Genomic DNA, 22,091 nt, shown 5'->3' with positions numbered 1-22,091 from the left:
TGATGCGCGAGGCGACCCTTGCCGGACAGGGAGGAACTGGCGTATGACTTGGATGATCCAGCAGATTTTATGGCGAACCATGGCCGCTCCCGTCCACCGCTTCTACCTCTATGGAGAGCCTCAGCGCAGTGTTGCGGAGGGCTTTGTCCATGTCGAAAGCCTGGATGATCGTTCCCGCCCCAGCGAGTGGACGATCCAGCCGCATCTCCATCGCGATCTCAACCATATCATCCTCATCGCCGAAGGCGGCGGATCGATGCGGGCGGATGGGGAAAGCGTCACATTTGAAGCGCCCTGCCTGCTGCTGGTGCCAGCAGGGATCATCCACGGTTTTGCCTGGCACCGCGACTCGCGGGGCTGGGTGACGACTATCGCGGACAGCTATCTGCGCCACCTATTGCAGCGTGACGCCGACCTTCAACCGCTCTTCCGTGCGCCCCGCGCCATCGCCATATCCAGCGCCGCCGAAGTGGAAACCCGCATCGGCGCACTCGCCCGCGAGCTTGCATGGTCCGGCCCGGGACAACGCGCGGCGGTCGAAGCGCTCCTCCTCTGGCTCATGGTCCAGGCGCTGCGTCACGCCACCCTGTCCGACGCCAGCGCCAGCAGCGGCGGCCGCCAGGCCCGCCTCGTCGCCCGCCTGCGCGATCGGATCGAACAGCGTTTCCGCAAGCGGGAGCCTGTCGCTGCCCACGCCCGCGCGCTGGGCGTCAGCGAAACCGCGCTCCGCCAAGCCTGCGCCCGCGCCGCAGGGCTCTCCCCTGCCGCCATGCTCGACGAGCGCGCCCTGCTCGAAGCCCGCCGCCTGCTCCTTTATTCCAACCTGTCGGTCGCGGAGGTCGGCTATGCCACGGGGTTTGACGACCCCGCCTACTTCTCCCGCTTCTTCGCCCGCCACACCGGCCGCTCACCCCGCGACTGGCGCGCCGCCCGGGGGCAGAGTGTCAGCGCCGGATAAGGGCGAACCTATCACCCCGCACCCGATATGCCTCCGTTCAACTCAGGCTATCGCGACATAATTTTTGGTAAAACGATCGCTGTGGATTTCCCACAGAACCGACGTGCCGCGTTCGACGAACCAGCCATCTCCGGGACCATAGGTCGTGGCTTTGCCCGTGCTCTCGTCTGTCAGCGTGACGCTACCTTCGACCACGATGGCGTGTTCCGAGAAAGGATAAGTCATGCGGAACTTGCCCTTGACGGTCGCGAAATATCCGCATGAGAACGGCATGTCGGGCGATCCATGGACCATCTTGCCAAAGCACAGTCCTTCGCCCTCGACTATTTCGGAACCCAGGTCGGCAACAGTGCCCCAACTATCAAGGTCTGGAACAACATTCTGATGTATGGCGAACATGATTACCCTCCTATGCTCTGCTGATCAGCGGCGGCCATTGAAAAAGCCCGAGATTTGATGCCAGGTCTTAGCGCCGGATAACATGCCCCGGCGCAGCGAATCCTTGGCCAGTACGCGCATATGCGGGATCGAACTCATCAGGTCGTAGCGGGCCGATCCTTCGCTCATTCCCTCTGCCAGCACCTTGCAGACGATATGCGACGGCGTGACGCCAAAGCCCGAATATCCCTGAACAAAGAAAGCGTTCGGGCGGCCGGATAAGGTCCCGATCTGGGGAAACAGGTTGGCGCTGCACGCCATCGGCCCGCCCCAGGCATAATCGATCTTCACATCCTTGAGATAAGGGAAAGTTTTGAGCATCAACGGCCGGGTCCAGGCGGCGATGTCGGACGGAAAATATTCGACCATCTGTGTGGCCGATCCATAAAGCAGACGGTTGTCAGCGGTGACGCGATAATAGTCGATTACCGGCCTGATGTCGCTATAGGCGCCCCGGATCGGACTGATACGCTCGATCAGTTCATCAGGCAGCGGCTCGGTCGCGATCTGATAAGCATAGGTGTTGATCGTCTTCCCATATATTTCCGGTTCCAGCCCCGCCAGGAAACTGTCGCACGCCCAGAGCAGCTTGGACGCCCGGACGCTGCCTGCGTTGGTGCGGACGGTGATGCGGTCGCCATATTCGACGCTGATAACCGGGCTGTTTTCGAATATCCGCGCGCCATGGCCAACTAGAGCCATGGCTTCGCCAAGCAACAGGTTCAGCGGATGGACATGGCCACCGCCCATATGCTTGATAGCGCCAGCGAACAGGTCCGATCCGATCACCTTCTGGACGTCCTTGCCCATCAGCAATTCTATATCCTCGCCGGGACTGGCGGCACGAAATTCATCGACCCAGCCGCGCAGCGTTTTGAGTTGGCGATCATTGTAGGCGAGGTAGGCGTAGCCGCGCTGGACGTCGGCATCGATGCCATATTTTTCCGCCCGACTGCGCAGGATACCCGCGCCCAGGCTGGCAATGTCGAACAGAGTCTCCAGCCCTTCCTTGCCGACATGCCGTGCGACCTTGTTGATGTCGTGACCGATGCCCGCCATCACTTGCCCGCCATTACGCCCCGTGCCGCCATAACCCAAATGGCGCGCTTCCAGGACAACGGTGTTGGTGAAGCCTTTCTCGGCAAGTTCAAGCGCGGTGTTGATGCCTGAAAAACCACCGCCGATCACGACGATGTCGACGTCAATGTCCTGCGTCAGGCGAGGATACTGAATGTCATATTTTTTCGTGGCCGTGTAATAATTGAGGGCGTCCAGCCGCCGCATCACTTCTTCCATCGACCCTCTCCCAAAGTTCGGAGGCAGGTCTGGTGCGGAATTCCTTGCGGCGATATGGCGGATTACGACAAGAAACGAACAAAGCGCGCCACGAACTGAGTTCGCGCGTTAATTGCCGTGACCGGCCTTCCGGCCCCTGATCAGCGAGCGGCCGGTCCATCCTCGATAAGCGCGAGAGAGAACCGACCGTTCCGAATAGCCCAGCGCTTGCACCAAGCCTGCGACATCGCCTCGCCCTTCGCCGAGCCGCGCGTCTGTCAGCCGCGTACGGTGATCACGCAGCAACTGACGTAACGAAGTTCCCTCTTCGGCAAGACGGCGTTGCAGGCTACGAGCGGGAAGACCCAGTGCGGCTGCGATGCCCTCCAGCGTGATCGGGCGCTTGTCGAGATACATGGCGATCAGCCACTCAACCCGTCCGGTATAGCTATCCTCTGCCAGGTGGACCTGGAGCAGTTCGGTGACGTGCCGTTCCAGCACGTGCAACAGGTCACGATCCTCCACACGGTTGATCCGCTCGACATCCTGCTTCGATAGCAGCAATCCGTTCGTAGGCTGATCGAACAATATTGGCGCGCGGAACAATCGGCGCAACGGCCGGGGGTCCGCTGGCGCGGCATGTTCGAAATGCACCTCGATCGGCCACCATGGGGTTGTCAGACAGCTGCGGATCAGCTCGCAAGTCGCCATCACCGCATATTCCGCGTCCTGCCGCCGCGGCCAGATTCGCGGGTCGTGGATCCGGTACGCCCACAACATATGCTCGCCCGCATTCAAAAGACCGGAGGACGTCGATGTCTGAAAGGCGGGCAGGTAGCGGCCCATGCGCGCGAAGGCATCGCCAAGCGTGCCCGACAGGGAAAAGAGCAGTCCGGTAGGGCCAATATCGGCGGGCCGGAAACAACTGCCCATCTCCGCGCCCAAGTGCGGCGCGTCGAGCAGGTCAGCGGCGTCCTCCAACAGCGCGACATAATGCGCAAGCGGCATGATCGCGTAAGGATCGAGCAATCCGGCAGGGGCAACCTCGTGCCGGGCCAGCAGTGCGGCGACCTTTTCATCATCCTTGTCGATCCGCTCAAGCAGGCGTTGAACGCTCACCGCCCTGATGGTCGGCACCTGCGGCGCGCCTGATGATTTTCGCTGCGGCAATGTCGTGCCCTCGCCTCTTTCTTCGCGACGCGGTTCGCGTCTGTCCATCATGAAAATGCCAATCGCAGAAACAGAAAACCATAAAGAGATCCATCCCTTGAATAATTTATCATGATAAGTTATTGCTGCCAACATCTAAGCAGAAGGATGGCCGCGAATGACATATGCTGGCGCTATCATAGCTGGGTCGCCTGAATATGGCGAAACGCTCTCCACTATAGCGAATCCCGCGACCGGGGATGCTGCGGGGGCGGTTGCCACAGTCGATGCGGCGGCATGCGAACGCGCAATTTCGGCGGCGCGTGCCGCCTTCGCCGGATGGGCTGCGACGCCCGATGCGGATCGGCAGGCCGCTGTAGCCCGCTGCGCCGACATCATCGAAGACCATGCCGAAGACCTTGCCCGGCTGCTGACCGCCGAACAGGGCAAGCCGATGAATGGCATGGGCTCGCGTTTCGAAGTGGGCGGCGCGGCGGCGTGGACGCGGCATACGGCGGGTCTGGTGCTGCCGGTCGAATATGTGCAGGACGATGAAGCCGCGCATATCGCTATCCATCGCCGTCCGCTGGGCGTGGTCGCGGCGATCACGCCGTGGAACTGGCCGCTGATGATCGCCATCTGGCAGATCATGCCCGCGATCCGCGCCGGGAATACGGTGGTGATCAAGCCGTCGCCCTTCACTCCCCTGACCACCTTGAAGCTGGTCGAATTGTTGCAGGCGGCGCTGCCGTCCGGCGTCCTCAACGCTGTCGCCGGACCCGATGAGCTTGGTGGCCTGCTGACCAGCCATCCCGACATCGCCAAGGTCTGCTTCACCGGGTCCACCGCCACGGGGCGCAAGGTGATGGCGAGCGCCGCGCCCACGCTGAAGCGCCTGACGCTGGAACTGGGCGGCAATGATGCGGGCATCGTCCTGCCCGATGCCGACCCGCAAGCCATTGCCGAAGGGCTGTTCTGGGGCGCGTTCATCAACAATGGCCAGACCTGCGCCGCGTTGAAGCGCTTGTTCGTCCATGACAGCATCTATGACGCCGTGTGCGACGCGCTGGTCGCCTATGCCGCGTCGGTCAAGACCGGCCCCGGCACGCAGGAGGACAGCCTGCTCGGCCCGCTGCAAAATGACATGCAGTTCCGCAAGGTCGCCCGGCTGGTCGATGAAGCGCGCGCGGATGGCGCGCGCGTGCTGACCGGCGGCAGTCCGATGGCGGGCGGCGGCCTTTTCTATCCCGTCACGCTGGTCGCAGATGCGAAGCCGGGCATGGCGCTGGTGGACGAGGAACAATTCGGCCCCGCACTGCCGATCATCCGCTATTCCGACATCGGCGAAGCGATCGCTGCGGCCAACGCGGCGGAGGTCGGTCTGGGCGGGTCGGTCTGGTCGTCCGACATCGATCGCGCCCGCGACCTTGCGCTGCAACTGGAATGCGGCACCGCCTGGGTCAACAAACATGGCGCGATCCGTCCCGACACGCCCTTTGGCGGGGTCAAGGCGTCCGGTTTCGGCGTCGAGTTCGGGCCGCATGGCCTGAGCGAATTTCTATCCTTCCAGGTGCTGCATGACTGATGCGGCCCTTTCATCCCGGAGTTTGCCGATGACCGACAAGCGCGCCCTCGCCATGGCGGCGATCGACCGTTTCACCGCTGCCCCGCTGGGCCATTTCATCGGCGGCAAGCCGGTCGCGGGGGAAGGGACGTTGTTCGACGTGCTGGAACCGGGCACGGGCGATGTGCTGGGCCAGTGCGCCGACGCGACCGAAGCGCAGCTGGAGGCGGCGGTGGCCGCCGCCAGCCAGGCTTTTCCCATCTGGGCGGCGACCCCGGCCGACGAACGGCGCCGGATACTCAACCGCATGGCCGACCTGATCGTGGCCCATGCGGACGAGATTGCGGCGGTCGAGTGCCTGGATGCCGGGCAATGCTGGCGCTTCATGTCGAAGGCGGCGCTGCGGGGGGCGGAAAATTTCCGCTTCTTCGCCGATCGTTCGCCCGCTGCCGCCGATGGGCAGGCGCTGTCGGCGCCCGATCATCTTAACTACACGACCCGCAAGCCGATCGGCCCGGTGGCGGTGATCACTCCGTGGAACACGCCCTTCATGCTGTCCACATGGAAGATCGCGCCCGCTCTCGCAGCAGGATGCACGGTGGTGCACAAGCCTGCCGAATGGTCGCCCTATTCAGCGCGGCTGCTGGTGGAGATCGGCGCGGAAGCCGGGCTGCCCGCAGGTGTGTTCAATGCAGTGAACGGCCTGGGCGAAACCACCGGCCGCCGCCTGACCGAGCATCCGGGCATCAAGGCGATCGCCTTCGTCGGCGAATCCTCCACCGGCAGCGCGATCATGCGCCAGGGCGCGCAAAGCCTGAAGCGGGTGCATTTCGAACTGGGGGGCAAAAATCCCTGCATCGTGTTCGACGACGCCGATCTGGATGCGGCGCTGGATGCGGCGATATTCATGATCTATTCGCTCAATGGCCAGCGCTGCACTTCTTCTTCCCGGCTGCTGGTTCAGCGCAACATCTACGACGCCTTCGTGGCGAAGGCGGCCGAGCGGGTGAAGGCGCTCAAGGTCGGCGACCCGTTCGACCCGGCGACGGAGGTCGGCCCGCTGATCCACCCGCGCCACTTCGCCAAGGTGGCGAGCTATGCCGGGATCGCTGCGGAGGAAGGCGCGACCATCGCGGTCGGCGGCGCGCCGGTGGACGGGGCGAGCGGCTTCTTCTTCCAGCCGACCCTGTTCACCCAGGCCGAACAGTCGATGCGCATCGCGCGTGAGGAAATCTTCGGCCCGGTGCTGACGGCGATCCCGTTCGACGATGAAGCCGATGCGATCGCCAAGGCCAATGATGTCGATTACGGGCTGGCGGGCTATGTGTGGACGAACGATCTCGCCCGGTCGCTGCGCGTGTCGGAAGCGCTGGATGTCGGCATGGTGTGGGTAAACAGCGAGAATGTCCGTCACCTCCCCACCCCCTTTGGCGGCGTGAAGGCAAGCGGCATCGGCCGCGACGGCGGCGATTGGAGTTTCGACTTCTACATGGAGACGAAGAATGTCGCCCTGGCGCGCGGCACGCACGCGACGCCCCGAATGGGGGTCCGGTGACACTGGACCTGAGGCCTGACGCCTGCCTGATCGGCGGAAAGTGGCGCAGCGGCGAGGAATGGCTGGACGTTCGCAATCCCGCCGACGATAGCCTGATCGCGCGCGTGCCCGCCATGGGTTCGCGGGAGACGCAGGAAGCGATCGCGGCGGCGGCGGACGCTTTGCCCGGCTGGGCCGCCCTCCCCGCGTCCGCCCGCGCCGATGCGCTTCGCCGCTACCATCAGCTGGTCATGGACCATCAGGAGGAACTGGCGCGCATCCTGACCGCCGAACAGGGCAAGCCGCTGGCCGAAGCGCGGGGCGAGATCGCCTATGCCGCGAGCTTCCTCAGCTGGTTCGCGGCCGAAGCCATGCGCGCCTATGGCGAAGTCATTCCGGCGACGCAGGCGGATCGCCGCATCATGGTGATCAAGCAGCCCGTGGGCGTGGTCGCCGCGATCACGCCTTGGAATTTTCCGGCGGCGATGATCACCCGCAAGCTCGCGCCCGCGCTGGCGGCGGGATGCACCATCGTGATCAAGCCCGCCGAACAGACGCCGCTCACCGCCTTTGCGCTGGGCGTCCTGGCGCAGGCGGCAGGCATTCCGCCGGGCGTGGTCAACATCGTCACCGGCGATCCCGTCGCGATCGGCGGGGCGCTGACGGCAAGCCCCATCGTGCGCAAGCTGAGCTTCACCGGATCGACCCGCACCGGCGCGCTTCTCTATGCGCAATGCGCGCCCACGGTGAAGAAGCTCAGCCTCGAACTCGGCGGCAACGCGCCCTTCATCCTATTCGATGATGCCGATATCGACGCAGCGGTGGCGGGCGCGATGATCGCCAAGTTCCGCAATGGCGGGCAGACCTGCGTCTGCGCCAATCGCTTTTACGTCCAGGACGGCATCTACGATCGCTTCGTCCAGGCCTTTGCCGACGCCGCCGCCGCGCTGACGGTCGGACCCGGCGATGCGCCCGGCACGGCGATCGGCCCGCTGGTCGATGATGCGGCGGTCGCCAAGGTGACGGCGCTGATCGCCGACGCAAAGGCGAAGGGAGCAATGCCGGTAGGCGCGGATAGGCCGATCAAGGGCCGGTTCGTGCCACCCATGATCCTGGCCGACGCTGGTCCCGGCATGCGCCTTTTAGAGGAGGAGATTTTCGGCCCCGTAGCGCCAGTCATGCGCTTTGCCGACGAGGCGGAGGCCATCCGTCTGGCGAACGCGGTGCCCGATGGCCTTGCCGCCTATGTCTATACCCGCGATTTGGCGCGCAGCTGGCGCGTGGGCGAAGCGCTGGAGGCCGGGATGGTGGGCGTCAACACCGGCGCTATCTCGACCGAGGTCGCGCCCTTTGGCGGCATCAAGATGTCGGGCCTTGGCCGCGAAGGATCGCGCCATGGGCTGGACGATTATCTGGAACTCAAAACGATGACGGTCGCGCTGTGACGGGCTGGCGGTCAGCGGTCGGGGGAAAAGCGTTCGAGCGCCTTGGCCAGTTCGCGCGCTTCGGCAATGAAGTCGCGCAGCCGCTTCTCGCCAAAGGCTTCGGCATAAGCGGACAGCATCGGCACCGTGTAGGTCGCCGTGCCCTGCACCAGCCGCCGCCCTTCATCGGAAATGGAAATGACCGATCGGCGGCCATCGTTCGGATCGATGCTGCGAACGACCCATTGGCGTTCGGTCAGTTCCCGCAGGATGCGCGTGACGGTGGGGGCATAGAGCAAGGCTTCCTTGGCGATGCTGCTAGCGTCCAGCTCCTCCACCTCGGTCAACACGCGCAGGACGCGCCATTGCTGTTCAGTCACGTTCGCTTGCCGCAGGATCGGGCGGATCGGCGCCATCACCGCCTCTCGTGCCGCCAGCAACGTGCCCGCCAGCGATTGGGAATATCTGGTCAGTCCGGCCTTTGCCTTAGCCATGCGCGCCCCCTTCGACGGCCGCCCCGGTTGATTCGGGTGCAGCCTTTTCCCCTGTTACCCTGTGCCCGCGAGAGGACAAGACGATGATTTGCAATGGGCACATCTATGGCGTGGTCCTGAACGACCGGGACGAGTTGGCCCGGCTAGCCCCGAACTTTCACGAAAAGCCCTATCTCGCGCCTCCAGCAGCGCCGGTGGTCTTTATGAAACCTGCGGTCACTTTGTCGCGTGGCACCCTGCGGCTCGAACCGGGGCGGAGCGCCTTCGCGGCGGCGACGGTCGCACTGCTGATCGCGCGGGACACGACCGGGGTGAGCGCGGAAGACGCGCTGGACTGTGTCGGTGCGGCCGCTATCTCCGTCGATATCGCGTACCGACAGGCCGATTATTATCGGCCTGCCATTGCGCAACGTAATGCGGATGGCTTCCTACTGATGGGAGAATGGCGAGCGCCCGCTCTGCCTGATCGGGTCACGACTTTTGTGGATGGCAAAGCGGCGCATGAATGGCCGCTCGACCGCCTCATGCGCGCGCCTGGCCAACTGATCGCGGACATATCTGCCTTCCTGACGTTGCGGGCAGGCGATGTGCTGCTGATTGGCCTGCCCGGCGACGCCCCCGAAGTGGAGGCGGGCATGACCTTGCGCGCGGAGGCTGCGGGTTTCGAACCTGCCACTGCTCTTGTTGAGGAGTATGCGCAATGAAGCGGGCACGCATCTATCAACGTGGCCGGGACATATGGGTGCGGGTGTCGCAGGACGAACAAAGCCTGATCCTGCCCAATGGATCGTCCATCCCCGCCGCGTCCGCGCAATGGCTGCCGCCGGTCGTCAATGGCGCAGCAGTCTATGCGCTGGGCCTCAACTTCGCCGATCATAACAAGGAACTTGGTTTTGCCCCGAAGCTGGCGACGCCGCTGATCTTCATGAAAGGCGGCAATTGCTTCGTCGGACATGAAGGCGACACGCCCCGCCCCGCCGACGGGAACCAGATGCACCCCGAATGCGAGTTGGTCGCTGTGATCGGCCGCCCTGCCCGCAATGTGACGGCGGCAGAAGCGCTGGCCTGCGTCAGCGGCTACACCGTCGCCAACGACTATGCGATCCGCGAATATCTGGAAAATTACTATCGGCCGAATGCGCGGGTGAAGAACCGTGATGCGACGACGCCGATCGGCCCATGGATCGTCGATGCGGCGGACGTACCCGACCCGCAGGCGCTGAAGCTGACCACCCATGTGAACGGCGAGCTGGTTCAGCACGGCACGACCGCGGACATGATCATGTCCGTGGCGGATCTGGTCGCCTATCTTTCCCGCCACACCACACTGATGCCCGGCGACATGATCCTGACCGGCACGCCGCAGGGCGTCCATTTCTGCGCGCCCGGCGATACGGTAGTGACGCAGGTGGAAGGCGTCGGGCGGCTGGTCAATCATCTGGTCGCGGCATGAGGGGGTAAGGCGCATGGCACATGCAACCGTTGAATATACCGCTAATATCGAAAGCGCGTTCGACCTTGACGAGCTGCTGGCGCTGATCGCGCGCCACATGCGCGAGGAAGCTGGCGGCGTGTTCCCCGTTGGCGGCATCCGCGTGCGCGGCATCAGGCTGGACCATTATGTCATCGCCGATGGCAAAGGGCCTGACGACGCCTTCGTCAATATCGACGTCAAGATGGGCGCGGGCCGCCCCGCCGAGTTTCGCCAGGCCTATTTCGATGTGCTGTTCGCCGCCATCCGCACCTTCCTGGACCCGCTATTCGCGCAGCGCCCGCTGGCGCTGTCCATGTATGTGGAGGAAGCAGAAGGCTGGAAGGCGAACACCATTCACCAGCGACTGCAAAAGTCGGGCGTAGTTCACGGCGCATAGGTTTTAAGGAAAAGGAGTGCCGCAATGGGCAAGGTTTCACTGGTGGCCAAGATCACCCACGTGCCGTCCATGTATCTGTCGGAACTGGATGGCCCGCACAAGGGCTGCCGCGAGGCCGCGATCGAAGGGCATCGCATCATCAGCCGCCGATGCCGGGAATTGGGCGTCGATACGCTGGTGGTGTTCGATACGCACTGGCTGGTGAATTCAGGCTATCATGTGAACTGCTCGGCACGGTGGGAAGGCGTCTATACCTCCGGCGAGCTACCGCATTTCATCAAGGACATGCCCTATGCCTGCAACGGCAATCCCGCGCTGGGCGAACTGCTGGCGGCGGCTGCGACACAGGCGGGGGTGCATACGCGGGCGCATCAGATCGCGTCGCTGGAGCCGGAATATGGCACGCTGGTGCCGCTGCGCTACATGAACCCGGACCAGCATTTCCGCGCCGTGTCGGTGTCGGCGCTCTGCATGGTCCACACGCTTGAGGATTCCATGACGCTCGGCCGCGCCATGCGCGAAGCGGTGGAGCGCGACTATGACGGCAATGTCGCCTTCCTCGCCAGCGGGTCACTGTCCCACCGCTTCGCCCAGAATGGCGAGTCCGAAGAATATAGGGACAAGATCTGGAGCCCGCTGCTCGAAGCCGTCGATCGGCGCGCTGTGGAAATGTGGGAACAGGGCGAATGGCGCAGCTTTGCGGGCATGTTGCAGGACTATGCCAGCAAATGCCATGGCGAAGGCTTCATGCACGACACCGCGATGATGATGGGCGTACTGGGCGGCGCGGACTATACTGGCAAGGCAGAGGTCGTGACGCCCTATTTCCCCTCATCGGGTACTGGCCAGATCAACGCCATCTTTCCGGTTTAAAAAGACGCGACCCGGCGGAAGACTTCCTGCCGGGCCGCGCCCTCCCCCTTTGCTGGGTCAGCCCGCGTCGGCGAAAGCGCCATGGGGATGGATCATAATGACATGCCGCTTGCGCAGCGGCAGGATCAACAGGACGAAACTGATCAGGAAGCAACCGATGCAAACCGCTTCCACAAGGGTGAAATCGCCGCTGCCGATCAGGCGTCCCGACAGGATCGGCCCGCCCCCCAGGCCGACCATCTGCACGGCGATCGCGGCGCGCATCATCAGGCCCTTGCCGTCCATCTCGTTGACCGCGCCCAATATGAAGGGCTGCACCATGTTCCAGAGGAAGTTGAACCCGCACACCCCAATCAGGAAGACGGTGGCGCCCGGCTTGCCGATCAGCATGCCGATACAGGCGACACCGCCCAATATTCCCGCCGCGAAGACGGGCATGCGTCCGATCCGTTCGGCAAGCACGATGGCGGCAAGCGCCCCGCCCACCGCCACGACCTGAGAGATGAAGAGGGCATCAGCGACCTTTTGTTCGCCAAGGCCAGCCGCAATGCCGATCAGGAACAGGTTTGCCCATGCGATGCCCTGCGCCAGATTATAAACCAGAACGCCGGTAAGTGCCGAAACCATGAGCAGTCCAGACGATCGCGGCGCGACCTGTCCTTCGTGCCGATCGGCGTCATTGGACGATCGCGGCAAAAAAGGCGCGCAAGCGATGGACAGCAACGTCGCCGTCATGAAGATCAGGAATATCCCCTTCAGCCCGATCGTCGCGAACAGCATGGGCGCCTGCCATATGCCGAACGCGCCGTAGGCGAGCAGGAGGACGAGATAATAAGCCAGATTGCGGTCGGTGCGCCGGGTCAGGCCCACAAAGCTGAAACTCAGGCTGATGACTCCGCCCTCGCCCAATCCGGCGAGGAAGCGTGCTGCGCCGAAGCCGCTTCCTCCCGCCGTCACCGCCGATGCCAGATTGCCCGCGCCAGCGACCAGCAGGCATCCGATGGTCAACATGCGCCAGTCGAAGCGGTTGCCCACGAACGCCAATATGACGGTCATCAATGCGACGGCCGACATCTCGATCCCGGCCAGGTCCACCGCCTGCGTTTCGGTCAAGTGAAGCTGCGTGACGAAGCCCTGAACCAGCGCGGGCTGCACGATGAAGGACAGGACGCCGATCGTCCCCAACAGGACAAAACTGGCGATGGCCAGCGGATGGTCGGGGTGGGATCGATCGCGCGCCGGCCCCCTCATCACAGGGACACTCGCACCGTCGCGCCATAGCTGGCGGGCGGCGCATAATAGGACGTCGTCCCAAGGATGCCGAGGTTCAGGGTATAGGCCCGATACTGCTCGCCAAAGACGTTCTTGCCCCATAGCGATACGTCGAACCGCTTGCTTGGATCGGTCCAGCTGACCGAAGCGTTCGTCACATTATAGGCGGGCTGGACCGAAGAGGCGGCATTGGTGACTTCCAGGAACTGCTTGTCGTACCAGGCTCCATCGACCTGCACCGCGCCCGTGCCTGCCCCGACGTCGAAATCATAGCGGACAAGATAGTTCAGGCTGAACCGTGGCGCGTTTGGGAATTCCGCGTTCCTGACGGTCGCATCGGGAAAGACGCAGCGGAAGGCGCCGCCAATATTGGTGCAATATTGCGCATCCGGCGCGCCGGGGAAGAGTTCCGGCCCGATCTGTTCACCCGCGGCGCGGACGGTCCTGACCTTGGACGTTTCCCAACTGCCGCCCAGCATCATGTTCAGATGGTCTATCGGCTGCCAGGTAAGTTCAACTTCCGCGCCGGTCGCGAGCGCATCGCTGTTCGACACCTGCGGCGTGCCGCCGATCATGGCGAACGCCTGATAATCTTCGTAGATATAGTGGAACAGCGTGGCGTTGACCCGCAATTTCTGATCCGGGGTCGACAGCTTCGCGCCGAGTTCGAAACTGTGCAAGGTTTCGGGCTTATGCTGGAACAGTTCCGCCGTCACGGTCGGGGCGAGGGTCCAGTTTCCACCCTTGATGCCGCGATTATAGGCCGCGAACAGCAACAGGTCGCGATTGGGCTTGTAATTGATCGACACGCGCGCGGCGTAGTCGCCATGGCTGATGCGGTTCGCGCCGGGCCGCTGGCTCGCAAATGTCTCGTCCGTCGCAAGTGTCTGGTCCGGAAAACCGGTATCGCTGAGCGTCGAGATATAGTCCATGGACTTCGTGTCCTTGGAATAGCGCAGACCCGCGATCAGCGACAAGGCGGGCGACAACTGATATTCGCCCTGCCCGAACACGGACCAGTTCTTCGACACCAGCGAATAGCGTTCAAGCACGCGCGGGGCGTTGGCTGAACCATTCAGGTCGATAGCGTTGCCGATCACGGGCGCGCCGATCGTGGTCATCGTCCCCTTGGTGCGCATGTCGAGATAATAGCCGCCCACCTGCCACTTGAGCGGCCCGGATCCGCCCGACAGGCGCAATTCCTGCGAAACCTGGTCATATTTGGCGGTCGTGCCGAACACGATCACTTCGATCGGCAGGCCGTCACCGTCCTCCAGATAGTCTTTCCTGAGACTGGTATAGTTGGTGATCGACGTCAGCTCGACATCGCCCAGCGACCATGTGACGTTCGCCTGACCGATATGAACCCGGCGATTGAGGTGCCCCGGCGTGCCGGAGAAATTGTCATAGGGCGACGCTTTCGCTCCGGTAATGCCATTGACCACGCCGCCAGGACCGTTGGTCAAACCCGCAGAGTTGACCCGGCAATAGCCATTCGCTTCGAACACGCAATTTTCGAAAGAGTAGGCACCGGTCGGCACTTCATGGTCGCGCGAATATTTATACCATAGTTCGACCATAAAGTCGGGCGTCACGTCGATCTGCGTTGTCGCGCGCAGGGAGAAGGCGTTCTGCCCGCCGACATCTTGCCCAGAACTGACCAGACCATTGGCAGCGTCGGTATCCTTCGCCTTGATATAATTGCCGCCCAACGCCCGACGCATGGACAGGCGGGCGCGCCAGCCTTCCGCAATCTGCCCGCCCACGGCGCCTTCCAGCGAGCGTTGCCGGAAACGGCCATAGCTGCCCTCGACATAGCCATTCAGGTCGCGGTCGGTGGCGCCATGGCTGAGATAATGGACGACCCCGCCCGTAGCGTTGCGTCCGAACAGCGTGCCTTGCGGGCCGCGCAGCACCTCCACCCGTTCGATGTCGAACAATTGTCCGCTGATGCCGTTGATCGAACCCATATAGGCGTTGTCGGTATAGACGGCGACAGGGGCTTCGAGATAGTCGGTGAAGTTGTTCTGAGAAATGCCGCGCAGGTTGAAGATCGTCACATTGGGCGACCATGCATTGATGTGCATCGCCGGGATCTGCTGCGTGATTTCAGTAGTGTTGGCGATACCCAGCTTCTTGAGTTGATCGCCGGAATAGGCCGATATCGACACCGGTACGTCACGCAGGCTCTGCTCACGTTTCTGGGCGGTGACGGTGATTTCGCCGAAGGGACTGGTTGGCATGGGCGCTGGATCGGACTGAGGCGGTGCGGAAGCATCCTGTGCCATGACTGGCTGACTGCACAGCATCATCGCTATCAAGGATGCCGAGCTTAGCCGTGAAGCAGACCAAGTCATCATCAATTTCCCCCTATTTTAGCCGTGTCGTATCCAATGTCACCTTGGTTATTGGATAGGCCGTTCGGCGAGCCGCCCAAGCGGCGCGGCCGGAGACCTGTCTCCTCAAGACCCATTGAGTAATTTATCATGATAAGTTAATCAAGGGAAATGTCGCCGGATCAGCCATCATCGGAGAATGAGAGAAAATGGCGAAAAGATTTGACGGTAAGGTCGCGCTGATAACCGGCGGCGGCAGCGGGATCGGGGCTGCCGCAGCGCAGCGCATCGCGGACGAAGGCGGCCGGGTCGTTTTGCTCGGACGACGGCGCGAGTCACTGACGAAGGTCGCAACACAGTGCGACGGCATCGCGATCGTCGGCGACACAACCAGCCCCGCCGACATCCGAAACGCCGTCGACAAGACGACTGCGGAGCTTGGCGGCATCGACATTCTGGTGGTCAGCGCGGGCACCGAACAATTCGGATCGGTGGAAAGCATTTCGCTGCCGGACTGGCATCGCGCGTTCGACGTCAATCTGGATGGCGCGATGCTGGCCGCCCGGGCCGTCATTCCGGTGATGCGCACGCGCGGCGGCGGGGCGATCGTCCTGATATCATCGGTCGCGGCCCTCGCCGGCGCGCCGTCCTACGCCGCCTACTGTGCATCAAAAGCGGGATTGCTGGGGCTTAGCCGGTCGATCGCATTCGACTATGGACCGGAAAATATCCGCTGCAACGCGATGTGCCCGGGCTGGACGCTCACCGAAATGGCGCAGCGCGAAATCCAGGACATGGCGCGGGAAAAGGGCATCGATCCCGCTCAGCTTCAGCAACAGCTAACCCGCGCCTACCCCTTGCGACGCATGGCGCGGCCCGACGAGATGGCGGCGGTCGTCGCCTTCCTCGCGTCCGATGATGCATCCTTCATGACAGGGACGGCGCTTAGCGTCGATGGCGGCGGCGGCATCGTCGATGTCGGCACTCTGCCTTTCCTGTAACTTTCAGCAGCGGCTCAGCATTTCCGACGACTTCGTCTTCAAATACTGCTCCGCCAGGTCGCACGTCCGTTGGATTATCATCGGCCCCTGGGTCTGGGCCGTTTCCGTTTCATAGCGCGTTTGCGTCCAGCCCATGTAGGTGGTGCCGCGCAGGAACAGAAAGAGCGGCAACAGCGCTTCATGCTCGGCGGGCAGCACACGCTCCTGACGATAACCGCGCAGCAGCGCTTGCGTCAGCAGCGCATAATCCTCCTGATGGTCCAGGAAGAACAGCGCGGTCGCGAGTTCGAACATATGCCAGCCAAAGCCGCAATCGTCGAAATCGATCAGATTGATCCGCTCGCCGTCGAACAGCAGATTTTCCGGCACGAAATCGGCGTGGATAAGGCCGTATCGATCGCCATCCATGCCAAAGGCGGCCAAGTCGCGCGCGGCGTGCTTTCGCGCTTCCTGCAATAGTTCAAGCTGCGCCGTCGTCAGTCCCGGCATTTCCCAGAAGCGTCCCCAAAAGGGTTCCGATCCGATCAACCCATCCGCGTCCCACGCATGACGCGCCATCATCCCCGCACTGGTGCATGCGTGCGAATGACCGTGCACGCGGGCCGCAAGCGCCCCGACTTTCTCCATTGCCGCGATTGCATCCGCGCCAGTCAGGGACAGGCCATGGTCCGCCGACCCGATCGGCGTTCCAGGCAACCATTCGAGGAAATCGACCTGGCGCGGCTCTGGCACTGCGGGATGCGTCACCGCGACCAGTGCCTCGCCCGCCCGGCTGAGCGCGGACAGGGGTGCACCCACGCCCGCATCGGCCAACAACCGCATCCAGGCCAGTTCCGATCGCAGCGCCTCGGGGCTATGGTATCCATATCGGTGGATACGCACGGCAAAGCGGCGGCCATCGTCGCGGAACACCGAAAATACCGCGTTCTCCCGATATTTGACGGGCGTCAGATCAGTGAAGCGCCCCGGCCATAGCTTCAGTGCCGTTTCCGCCAGCAGTTGAAGCGCGGCGATCTGTTCATCCGGCGTTCGGGCGTAAAAAGCGTCGTTTGATGCGGACATCAGCAGGCCATTTCTTCCAGCGTTTCGTCAAGCGCCGTCAGAAGGATGTCCGCCTGTTCACAGGTGAACACCATCGACGGCCGCATCTTGAGGATGTTGTCGAATGGACCGATGCGGCTGACAAGCACGCCCTTGTCCTTCATCGCATTGACGATCCGGCCCGCATGGGGCGAAGGTTCCTTCGTTGCGCGATCCGCCACCAGTTCAAGGCCGAAGAACATGCCGCGACAACGCACATTGCCGATGATCTCATGGCGCATCATCAACGCCGCCAAACGCTCTTCGACATAGGCGCCAACGGTGGCGGCGTTGGCGATCAGCCCTTCATTCTCTATGACGTCCAGCACTGCGGCAGCAGCGGCCGTCGCCACCGGATTTCCGCCGAAAGTATTGAAATAATTCGCGCTCCGGCCGAACTCGTCGATCACGTCATAGGTCGATATGACACTGCCGATCGGGAAGCCGTTGCCCATCGGCTTGCCGGTGGTGATGATGTCTGGAACGATGCCGTGATACTGATGAGCCCACATCGCGGCACCAGTTCGGCCAAAGCCTGATTGCACCTCGTCCGCGATGACCAGGCCACCCGCCGCACGCACCAGTTCGACCAGGCCGGTGAGGTATCCGGGCACGAATTCGGGCAAGCCTTCATTGGCCAGGGAAGGATCGATCAGCAGGGCCGCCAGCTTGACGCCACCCTCCTGCAACGAAGCGATCGCCCCGCGCGCTTCATCCAGATAATGACTCGCCAACTCGGCATCGGATCGGCCCAAGCGGTGGCGATAAGGATCGGGCACCTGCACCAGCCGGGCGAAGTCAGGAAAGGGCTCAGGGACTGGAAAGGCGGTGCAGAGGGATGCGAGCACTGCCGAATTACCGTGATAATTGACGCTGCTGGCGATGATGCCCGTGCCGCCCGTCACATGCCGGGCGATGCGCAGCGCCAGCTCGTTCGACTCCGTCCCGGTACATGTGAAGAAGACGCCCGCATGATCATAATCAGTAGTGGCGGCCAGCCGTTCGGCGTAATCGACGACATTGTCGTGCAGATAGCGCGTGTTGATGTTGAGCGTCGCCAGTTGCCGCGACGCAGCCTCCACCACATGGGGATGGCAATGGCCGACATGCGGCACATTATTATAGACGTCCAGATAGCGGCGCCCATCCGCATCGAACACCCACGCTCCCTCGCCCCGGACCAGATGCAAAGGCCGGTCGTAGAAAAGCGGCGCGTTGGTTCCCAGCACCTGCCTGCGTCTTTGCAGGAGAGATTGGTCGTCATCATTCATGCAGGGCATCTCCCAACTCACTCATGATTATATTTATCATGATAATTGATTGTCGTCCAGAGCGTCGCGATCCGAGGTTACGCTTAATCCTTGTTCGCGTCAGCCAGCCTGCGTTGCTGCGCCCGCCAGCGGGCCGGAGACAGGCCGGTTTCCGCGCGAAACGCCCGGCCAAAATGCGCCGGATCGCTAAAGCCCAGTGCAAAGGCGACATCTCCCGAATTAAGGGCAGTGTAATGGAGCAGCCGCTTTGCCTCCAACAGGACCCGACCCCGGATCACTTCAGACGCATTCCGGCCCGCCCCTTCCCGGCAGGCGCGATTGAGCAGATAAGGCGTCGTTCCCAGCAGCGCGACATAGGCATCGACCGTGCGGCACTCCCGAAATCGCTGTTCGAGCAGGCTGATGAAGCGGGAAAACAGCGTAGCTGCCTTGGGCGGGGCATAGCATGCAAGCCGGTCGGCTTCGAACAAGCGGGCGAGCATGACCATGATAAGTTGCACTTGCGCGCTCACCACATGTTTCAGGCCCCAGGACGGAAACTGATGTTCTCGTTCCAGGTCCAGAAACGCCTCCCGTACGCGGCTAGTCAGGTCCTCGGGCATTTTCGAGATCAGCGGGTTCCGGGCAAGCGCGTCAACCGGCGCGGCATCGACATGGTCAAGGACGTTGGACAGGAAATCATGCGACAGACTCAGCACGATGGCGTCGGCGGCCGCGTCCGCCCTGAAACCGTGGACCGCGTTTGCAGGTATCCATGTCAGCGTGCCAGGCGAAAGGTCATGCTCTGCGCCGTCGATGGTGAAACGGCCTTCGCCCTGCAACCAATAGGAAAGCTGATGCAGGTGCGGATGGACGTGCGGTTCGACATTGCCGTGGTGCAGGGTGCCGCGATCGCTGATTCTCTCGACATGGATAAAGCGCGGATCGAGATCGCGGATATGTTGTCCGTAGATGAAATAATAAGGGGGCATGGTGGACTGAGACACCGCCGAAATCCTATGCGATTTTTGAGTAAATGGCCAAAGCTTTTCGCACGTCACTAGCGCCGCGCTCCTCCTTAAATGCCATCATGACGGCATTGGATGGAGGAGAGACAGGATGTTCATTCGCGACGCGTGGTATGTCGGCGCATGGAGCCATGAACTGGACGTGACTTCGATGATGTCGCGCAGGCTGCTTGGCGACAACATCCTGTTCTTCCGCACGACGGGCGGCAAGGTGGCCGCCATTCGGGATCGATGCAGCCACCGCTTCGCTCCGCTGTCGATAGGACGGCGGGAAGGCGACTGCGTGCGCTGCATGTATCATGGCCTGTTGTTCGACGCCGATGGGAAATGCATCGAGGAACCCGGCCGAAAGGGGGTCAGCCCCAACACCAATGTGCGCAGCTACCCGACGGTCGAACGGTATAAACAGGTATGGATATGGATGGGCGACCCGGCAAAGGCCGACCCCGGCCTCATCCCCGACTGCCATTATCAGGACGATCCGGCCTGGGCGTCCATTCCGGCATATATACATTACAAGGCCGATTACCGCCTTATCCTCGACAACCTGCTCGACTTTTCCCATTTGACCTATGTGCATGAAAATACGCTGGGCGGTTCAGCGACGATCGCCCATATCCGCCCCAAGATCGAGCGGGACGCCGACAAGGTGCGGCTGACCCGCTGGTATTTGGGGGAGCCGGGCATCGCCCCTTATCTTAAGGGTTTCAACACGTTCGAAGGTCCCGTCGATCGCTGGCATATTTACGAATTGCACATACCGGGCAATGTGTTCCTGATGGATTCGGGCAGCGCACCGGCGGGCAGCGGCGCCCCTGAAGGCCAGCGCGTCAGCGAGGCGATGCAGTTCCGCGCGACGCAGATCGTCACTCCCGAGGACGAACAGAACAGTCACTTCTTCTGGAGCTATGCCCATAACTTCAACATCGGCGATCACGACTTCACGGCGAAACTTGCCGCTCGGATAGAGGAAGGCTTCGAAGAGGACCGGTTAATGATCGAGGCGCAACAGGGCGAGGTCAACCGCAGCGCCGGGGATCAGATGGCGTTCATCATCGCCGATAACGGCCTGGCGCTTGGCCGCCGCATCATCGAGGAAAGACTGGCCGCAGAGAAAGCCGGGGCCGACAATGGTGGCCCGCATTGATTTTGCCGATCCACCACTATCCATCCCATGACGCGGACGCCGCTTCTCACCCCAACTGTTTCTCCAGCTCGCCCAGCACCCGATAGCAGTCGAAGACCTTCGCCACGCTCGAATTAGGCTCCCGTCCTTCCCGGATGGCGCTCACAAATTCCCGGTCCTGCAACTCGATCCCGTTCATCGACACGTCCACCCTGGACACGTCGATCGGCTCTTCCTTGCCGTTAAACAGGTCGTCGTAGCGCGCGATATAGGTCCCCGTATCGCCAATATAGCGGAAGAACGTCCCCAGCGGCCCGTCATTGTTGAAACTCAGCGAAAGCGTACAGATCGCCCCGCTCTCGCTCTTCAGCTGGATCGACATGTCCATCGCGATCCCCAGCTCGGCATGGATCGGTCCCTGCATCGCATGCGCGTCCACGATCCGCCCCGCCTGATAGGCGAACAGATCCACCGTATGCGCCGCATGGTGCCACAGCAGATGGTCGGTCCATGACCGCGCCTCACCCTTGGCATTGATGTTCTTGCGGCGGAAGAAATAGGTCTGCACATCCATCTGCTGAACGTTGAACGCGCCTGCCTTGACCTGCCGATGCACCCATTGATGGCTCGGGTTAAAGCGCCGCGTATGCCCGACCATGCAGGTCAGCCCCGTCTCTTCCTGCTTGCGCAATACCGCCTGCGCATCGGCCCAACTATCGGCCAGCGGTATCTCGACCTGCACATGCTTGCCCGCATCCATGCAGGCGATCGCCTGTTCCGCATGCATCTGCGTCGGCGTGCACAGGATAACCGCGTCGACATCATCGCGCGCCAGCGTCTCGGCCAGCTCAGTCGTCGCATGCCCGATCCCATATTTTGCCGCGATCGCCTGCGTCGGCTCCAAATTGCGCCCAACCAGCGAGGTGACGGTCACGCCGTCGATATTCTTCAGACCATCCAGATGCTTTTCACCAAAAGCTCCCGCACCGGCCAGCGCGATTCTCATATTCTAACTCCTCATCTTGCTGGCCGCGCGCTCTGGCTATCGCTGCATCAGCGCGCGCATCACCGTCATGAATTGCTGATAAGTCTGCCCCACATTCGCGGCAGACTGAATGTATCCTGTGTTCTGCCGGTCGATATCGACGACCGGCCAATCCGCCTGGTGCAACGCTGTCGCCGTGCGGAACTTGCCAAAGGCATCGCGAAACCGACGGCTATCCTCATCGGACAGGTTCAGCTGCGCATCCGCCTGGCACAATCGGTTGATCTGTTCCTGCAATGTCCGCCGGGCCTGCAAATATTGCTTTTCCCAGCCCGGCTCCGCACCGGTGGATAGCACCCCCAGCTGCTTATGCACCTGTTCCAGCTTGGCCAGTGCATCCTCGATATCAGCGCGACCCATGACCCATCCCCTC

The 22,091-nt window shown here is 62.4% G+C and carries 21 protein-coding genes; 10 read left to right on the top strand and 11 right to left on the bottom strand.

Going from position 1 to position 22,091, the window contains the following annotated elements:
• Window positions 1–43: 43 nt before the first annotated feature.
• On the top strand, window positions 44–958 hold the full coding sequence (locus AC6JBC_RS17450; protein ID WP_498026719.1) for a helix-turn-helix domain-containing protein: 915 nt from the start codon (window positions 44–46) through the stop codon (window positions 956–958).
• 42 nt (window positions 959–1,000) lie between these two features.
• Here AC6JBC_RS17450 and AC6JBC_RS17445 read toward each other — a convergent pair whose 3' ends face one another.
• The 3 genes from AC6JBC_RS17445 to AC6JBC_RS17435 all read right to left on the bottom strand — a co-directional run bounded on the left by AC6JBC_RS17445 (window position 1,001) and on the right by AC6JBC_RS17435 (window position 3,892).
• Entirely contained in the window at window positions 1,001–1,357 is a 357-nt protein-coding gene (locus AC6JBC_RS17445; RefSeq protein ID WP_498026718.1) for a cupin domain-containing protein, read from the bottom strand.
• Window positions 1,358–1,381: 24 nt separating this feature from the next.
• Window positions 1,382–2,692 carry an NAD(P)/FAD-dependent oxidoreductase gene (locus AC6JBC_RS17440; protein ID WP_498026717.1) on the bottom strand — a complete coding sequence of 437 codons (1,311 nt, stop codon included), beginning with the start codon at window positions 2,690–2,692 and terminating at the stop codon, window positions 1,382–1,384.
• A 108-nt stretch (window positions 2,693–2,800) separates the two neighbouring features.
• Window positions 2,801–3,892, bottom strand: a complete 1,092-nt coding sequence (locus AC6JBC_RS17435; protein WP_498026716.1) for an AraC family transcriptional regulator — start codon at window positions 3,890–3,892, stop codon at window positions 2,801–2,803.
• A gap of 106 nt (window positions 3,893–3,998) precedes the next feature.
• Here AC6JBC_RS17435 and AC6JBC_RS17430 point away from each other — a divergent pair, with 106 nt between their 5' ends.
• From AC6JBC_RS17430 to AC6JBC_RS17420, 3 genes are read left to right on the top strand one after another with little or no spacing between them, the layout of a single operon-like run.
• Window positions 3,999–5,405 carry an aldehyde dehydrogenase family protein gene (locus AC6JBC_RS17430; protein WP_498026715.1) on the top strand — a complete coding sequence of 469 codons (1,407 nt, stop codon included), beginning with the start codon at window positions 3,999–4,001 and terminating at the stop codon, window positions 5,403–5,405.
• Window positions 5,398–6,939, top strand: a complete 1,542-nt coding sequence (gene hpaE / locus AC6JBC_RS17425; RefSeq protein WP_498026714.1) for a 5-carboxymethyl-2-hydroxymuconate semialdehyde dehydrogenase — start codon at window positions 5,398–5,400, stop codon at window positions 6,937–6,939. Before AC6JBC_RS17430 ends, hpaE begins: the two co-directional genes overlap by 8 nt.
• Window positions 6,936–8,363, top strand: coding sequence for an NAD-dependent succinate-semialdehyde dehydrogenase (locus AC6JBC_RS17420; protein ID WP_498026713.1), 1,428 nt, complete (start codon window positions 6,936–6,938; stop codon window positions 8,361–8,363). Before hpaE ends, AC6JBC_RS17420 begins: the two co-directional genes overlap by 4 nt.
• 11 nt (window positions 8,364–8,374) lie before the next feature.
• Here AC6JBC_RS17420 and AC6JBC_RS17415 read toward each other — a convergent pair whose 3' ends face one another.
• Window positions 8,375–8,836 carry a MarR family transcriptional regulator gene (locus tag AC6JBC_RS17415; protein ID WP_498026712.1) on the bottom strand — a complete coding sequence of 154 codons (462 nt, stop codon included), beginning with the start codon at window positions 8,834–8,836 and terminating at the stop codon, window positions 8,375–8,377.
• A gap of 83 nt (window positions 8,837–8,919) precedes the next feature.
• On the opposite strand from AC6JBC_RS17415, the gene AC6JBC_RS17410 reads away from it, so the two are divergent.
• The 4 genes from AC6JBC_RS17410 to hpaD are packed head-to-tail and all read left to right on the top strand — an operon-like array spanning window position 8,920 to window position 11,580.
• The gene (locus tag AC6JBC_RS17410) at window positions 8,920–9,540 is read left to right on the top strand and encodes a fumarylacetoacetate hydrolase family protein (protein WP_498026711.1); all 621 of its coding nucleotides are present in this window, start codon (window positions 8,920–8,922) and stop codon (window positions 9,538–9,540) included.
• Window positions 9,537–10,289, top strand: coding sequence for a fumarylacetoacetate hydrolase family protein (locus AC6JBC_RS17405; protein WP_498026710.1), 753 nt, complete (start codon window positions 9,537–9,539; stop codon window positions 10,287–10,289). Before AC6JBC_RS17410 ends, AC6JBC_RS17405 begins: the two co-directional genes overlap by 4 nt.
• A gap of 13 nt (window positions 10,290–10,302) precedes the next feature.
• Window positions 10,303–10,707, top strand: a complete 405-nt coding sequence (locus AC6JBC_RS17400; RefSeq protein WP_498026709.1) for a 5-carboxymethyl-2-hydroxymuconate Delta-isomerase — start codon at window positions 10,303–10,305, stop codon at window positions 10,705–10,707.
• A 24-nt stretch (window positions 10,708–10,731) separates the two neighbouring features.
• Window positions 10,732–11,580: a 3,4-dihydroxyphenylacetate 2,3-dioxygenase gene (gene hpaD, locus AC6JBC_RS17395; RefSeq protein WP_498026708.1), complete on the top strand. Its 849-nt coding sequence runs from the start codon at window positions 10,732–10,734 to the stop codon at window positions 11,578–11,580.
• A gap of 57 nt (window positions 11,581–11,637) precedes the next feature.
• On the opposite strand, the gene AC6JBC_RS17390 is transcribed toward hpaD, so the two are convergent.
• Window positions 11,638–12,831 carry an MFS transporter gene (locus AC6JBC_RS17390; RefSeq protein ID WP_498026707.1) on the bottom strand — a complete coding sequence of 398 codons (1,194 nt, stop codon included), beginning with the start codon at window positions 12,829–12,831 and terminating at the stop codon, window positions 11,638–11,640.
• Window positions 12,831–15,095, bottom strand: a complete 2,265-nt coding sequence (locus AC6JBC_RS17385) for a TonB-dependent receptor (RefSeq protein ID WP_498026706.1) — start codon at window positions 15,093–15,095, stop codon at window positions 12,831–12,833. The genes AC6JBC_RS17390 and AC6JBC_RS17385 overlap by 1 nt, the downstream gene beginning before the upstream one ends.
• Before the next feature lie 302 nt (window positions 15,096–15,397).
• On the opposite strand from AC6JBC_RS17385, the gene AC6JBC_RS17380 reads away from it, so the two are divergent.
• On the top strand, window positions 15,398–16,189 hold the full coding sequence (locus tag AC6JBC_RS17380) for an SDR family NAD(P)-dependent oxidoreductase (RefSeq protein WP_498026705.1): 792 nt from the start codon (window positions 15,398–15,400) through the stop codon (window positions 16,187–16,189).
• 3 nt (window positions 16,190–16,192) lie between these two features.
• Here the strand turns inward: AC6JBC_RS17380 and AC6JBC_RS17375 are convergent, their stop codons facing one another.
• From AC6JBC_RS17375 to AC6JBC_RS17365, 3 genes are all read right to left on the bottom strand, one after another.
• The gene (locus AC6JBC_RS17375; protein ID WP_498026704.1) at window positions 16,193–17,251 is read right to left on the bottom strand and encodes a phosphotransferase enzyme family protein; all 1,059 of its coding nucleotides are present in this window, start codon (window positions 17,249–17,251) and stop codon (window positions 16,193–16,195) included.
• Window positions 17,251–18,540, bottom strand: coding sequence for an aspartate aminotransferase family protein (locus tag AC6JBC_RS17370; RefSeq protein WP_498026703.1), 1,290 nt, complete (start codon window positions 18,538–18,540; stop codon window positions 17,251–17,253). Before AC6JBC_RS17370 ends, AC6JBC_RS17375 begins: the two co-directional genes overlap by 1 nt.
• A gap of 83 nt (window positions 18,541–18,623) precedes the next feature.
• Complete coding sequence (locus AC6JBC_RS17365) at window positions 18,624–19,526, bottom strand: helix-turn-helix domain-containing protein (RefSeq protein ID WP_498026702.1); 903 nt, start codon at window positions 19,524–19,526, stop codon at window positions 18,624–18,626.
• 112 nt (window positions 19,527–19,638) lie between these two features.
• Here AC6JBC_RS17365 and AC6JBC_RS17360 point away from each other — a divergent pair, with 112 nt between their 5' ends.
• Window positions 19,639–20,694 carry a Rieske 2Fe-2S domain-containing protein gene (locus tag AC6JBC_RS17360; RefSeq protein WP_498026701.1) on the top strand — a complete coding sequence of 352 codons (1,056 nt, stop codon included), beginning with the start codon at window positions 19,639–19,641 and terminating at the stop codon, window positions 20,692–20,694.
• A gap of 46 nt (window positions 20,695–20,740) precedes the next feature.
• Here AC6JBC_RS17360 and AC6JBC_RS17355 read toward each other — a convergent pair whose 3' ends face one another.
• Both AC6JBC_RS17355 and AC6JBC_RS17350 read right to left on the bottom strand, forming a co-directional pair.
• Window positions 20,741–21,679 carry a Gfo/Idh/MocA family oxidoreductase gene (locus AC6JBC_RS17355; RefSeq protein WP_498026700.1) on the bottom strand — a complete coding sequence of 313 codons (939 nt, stop codon included), beginning with the start codon at window positions 21,677–21,679 and terminating at the stop codon, window positions 20,741–20,743.
• Window positions 21,680–21,715: 36 nt separating this feature from the next.
• The gene (locus tag AC6JBC_RS17350) at window positions 21,716–22,078 is read right to left on the bottom strand and encodes a hypothetical protein (protein WP_498026699.1); all 363 of its coding nucleotides are present in this window, start codon (window positions 22,076–22,078) and stop codon (window positions 21,716–21,718) included.
• Window positions 22,079–22,091 lie beyond the last annotated feature (13 nt).

Source organism: Sphingobium sp. RC1 (assembly GCF_059738765.1).
The sequence above is the reverse complement of the archived record's forward strand: the minus strand, read 5'-3'. Positions and strand labels throughout refer to the sequence as shown.

Excerpts from the sequence above, each read along its gene's own strand:
- AC6JBC_RS17450 (WP_498026719.1), top strand. The coding sequence starts at position 44 with ATGACTTGGATGATCCAGCAGATTTTATGGCGAACCATGGCCGCTCCC.
- AC6JBC_RS17445 (WP_498026718.1), bottom strand. The coding sequence starts at position 1,357 with ATGTTCGCCATACATCAGAATGTTGTTCCAGACCTTGATAGTTGGGGC.
- AC6JBC_RS17440 (WP_498026717.1), bottom strand. The coding sequence starts at position 2,692 with ATGGAAGAAGTGATGCGGCGGCTGGACGCCCTCAATTATTACACGGCC.
- AC6JBC_RS17435 (WP_498026716.1), bottom strand. The coding sequence starts at position 3,892 with ATGATGGACAGACGCGAACCGCGTCGCGAAGAAAGAGGCGAGGGCACG.
- AC6JBC_RS17430 (WP_498026715.1), top strand. The coding sequence starts at position 3,999 with ATGACATATGCTGGCGCTATCATAGCTGGGTCGCCTGAATATGGCGAA.
- hpaE (WP_498026714.1), top strand. The coding sequence starts at position 5,398 with ATGACTGATGCGGCCCTTTCATCCCGGAGTTTGCCGATGACCGACAAG.
- AC6JBC_RS17415 (WP_498026712.1), bottom strand. The coding sequence starts at position 8,836 with ATGGCTAAGGCAAAGGCCGGACTGACCAGATATTCCCAATCGCTGGCG.
- AC6JBC_RS17410 (WP_498026711.1), top strand. The coding sequence starts at position 8,920 with ATGATTTGCAATGGGCACATCTATGGCGTGGTCCTGAACGACCGGGAC.
- AC6JBC_RS17405 (WP_498026710.1), top strand. The coding sequence starts at position 9,537 with ATGAAGCGGGCACGCATCTATCAACGTGGCCGGGACATATGGGTGCGG.
- AC6JBC_RS17400 (WP_498026709.1), top strand. The coding sequence starts at position 10,303 with ATGGCACATGCAACCGTTGAATATACCGCTAATATCGAAAGCGCGTTC.
- hpaD (WP_498026708.1), top strand. The coding sequence starts at position 10,732 with ATGGGCAAGGTTTCACTGGTGGCCAAGATCACCCACGTGCCGTCCATG.
- AC6JBC_RS17390 (WP_498026707.1), bottom strand. The coding sequence starts at position 12,831 with ATGAGGGGGCCGGCGCGCGATCGATCCCACCCCGACCATCCGCTGGCC.
- AC6JBC_RS17385 (WP_498026706.1), bottom strand. The coding sequence starts at position 15,095 with ATGCCAACCAGTCCCTTCGGCGAAATCACCGTCACCGCCCAGAAACGT.
- AC6JBC_RS17380 (WP_498026705.1), top strand. The coding sequence starts at position 15,398 with ATGGCGAAAAGATTTGACGGTAAGGTCGCGCTGATAACCGGCGGCGGC.
- AC6JBC_RS17375 (WP_498026704.1), bottom strand. The coding sequence starts at position 17,251 with ATGTCCGCATCAAACGACGCTTTTTACGCCCGAACGCCGGATGAACAG.
- AC6JBC_RS17370 (WP_498026703.1), bottom strand. The coding sequence starts at position 18,540 with ATGAATGATGACGACCAATCTCTCCTGCAAAGACGCAGGCAGGTGCTG.
- AC6JBC_RS17360 (WP_498026701.1), top strand. The coding sequence starts at position 19,639 with ATGTTCATTCGCGACGCGTGGTATGTCGGCGCATGGAGCCATGAACTG.
- AC6JBC_RS17355 (WP_498026700.1), bottom strand. The coding sequence starts at position 21,679 with ATGAGAATCGCGCTGGCCGGTGCGGGAGCTTTTGGTGAAAAGCATCTG.
- AC6JBC_RS17350 (WP_498026699.1), bottom strand. The coding sequence starts at position 22,078 with ATGGGTCGCGCTGATATCGAGGATGCACTGGCCAAGCTGGAACAGGTG.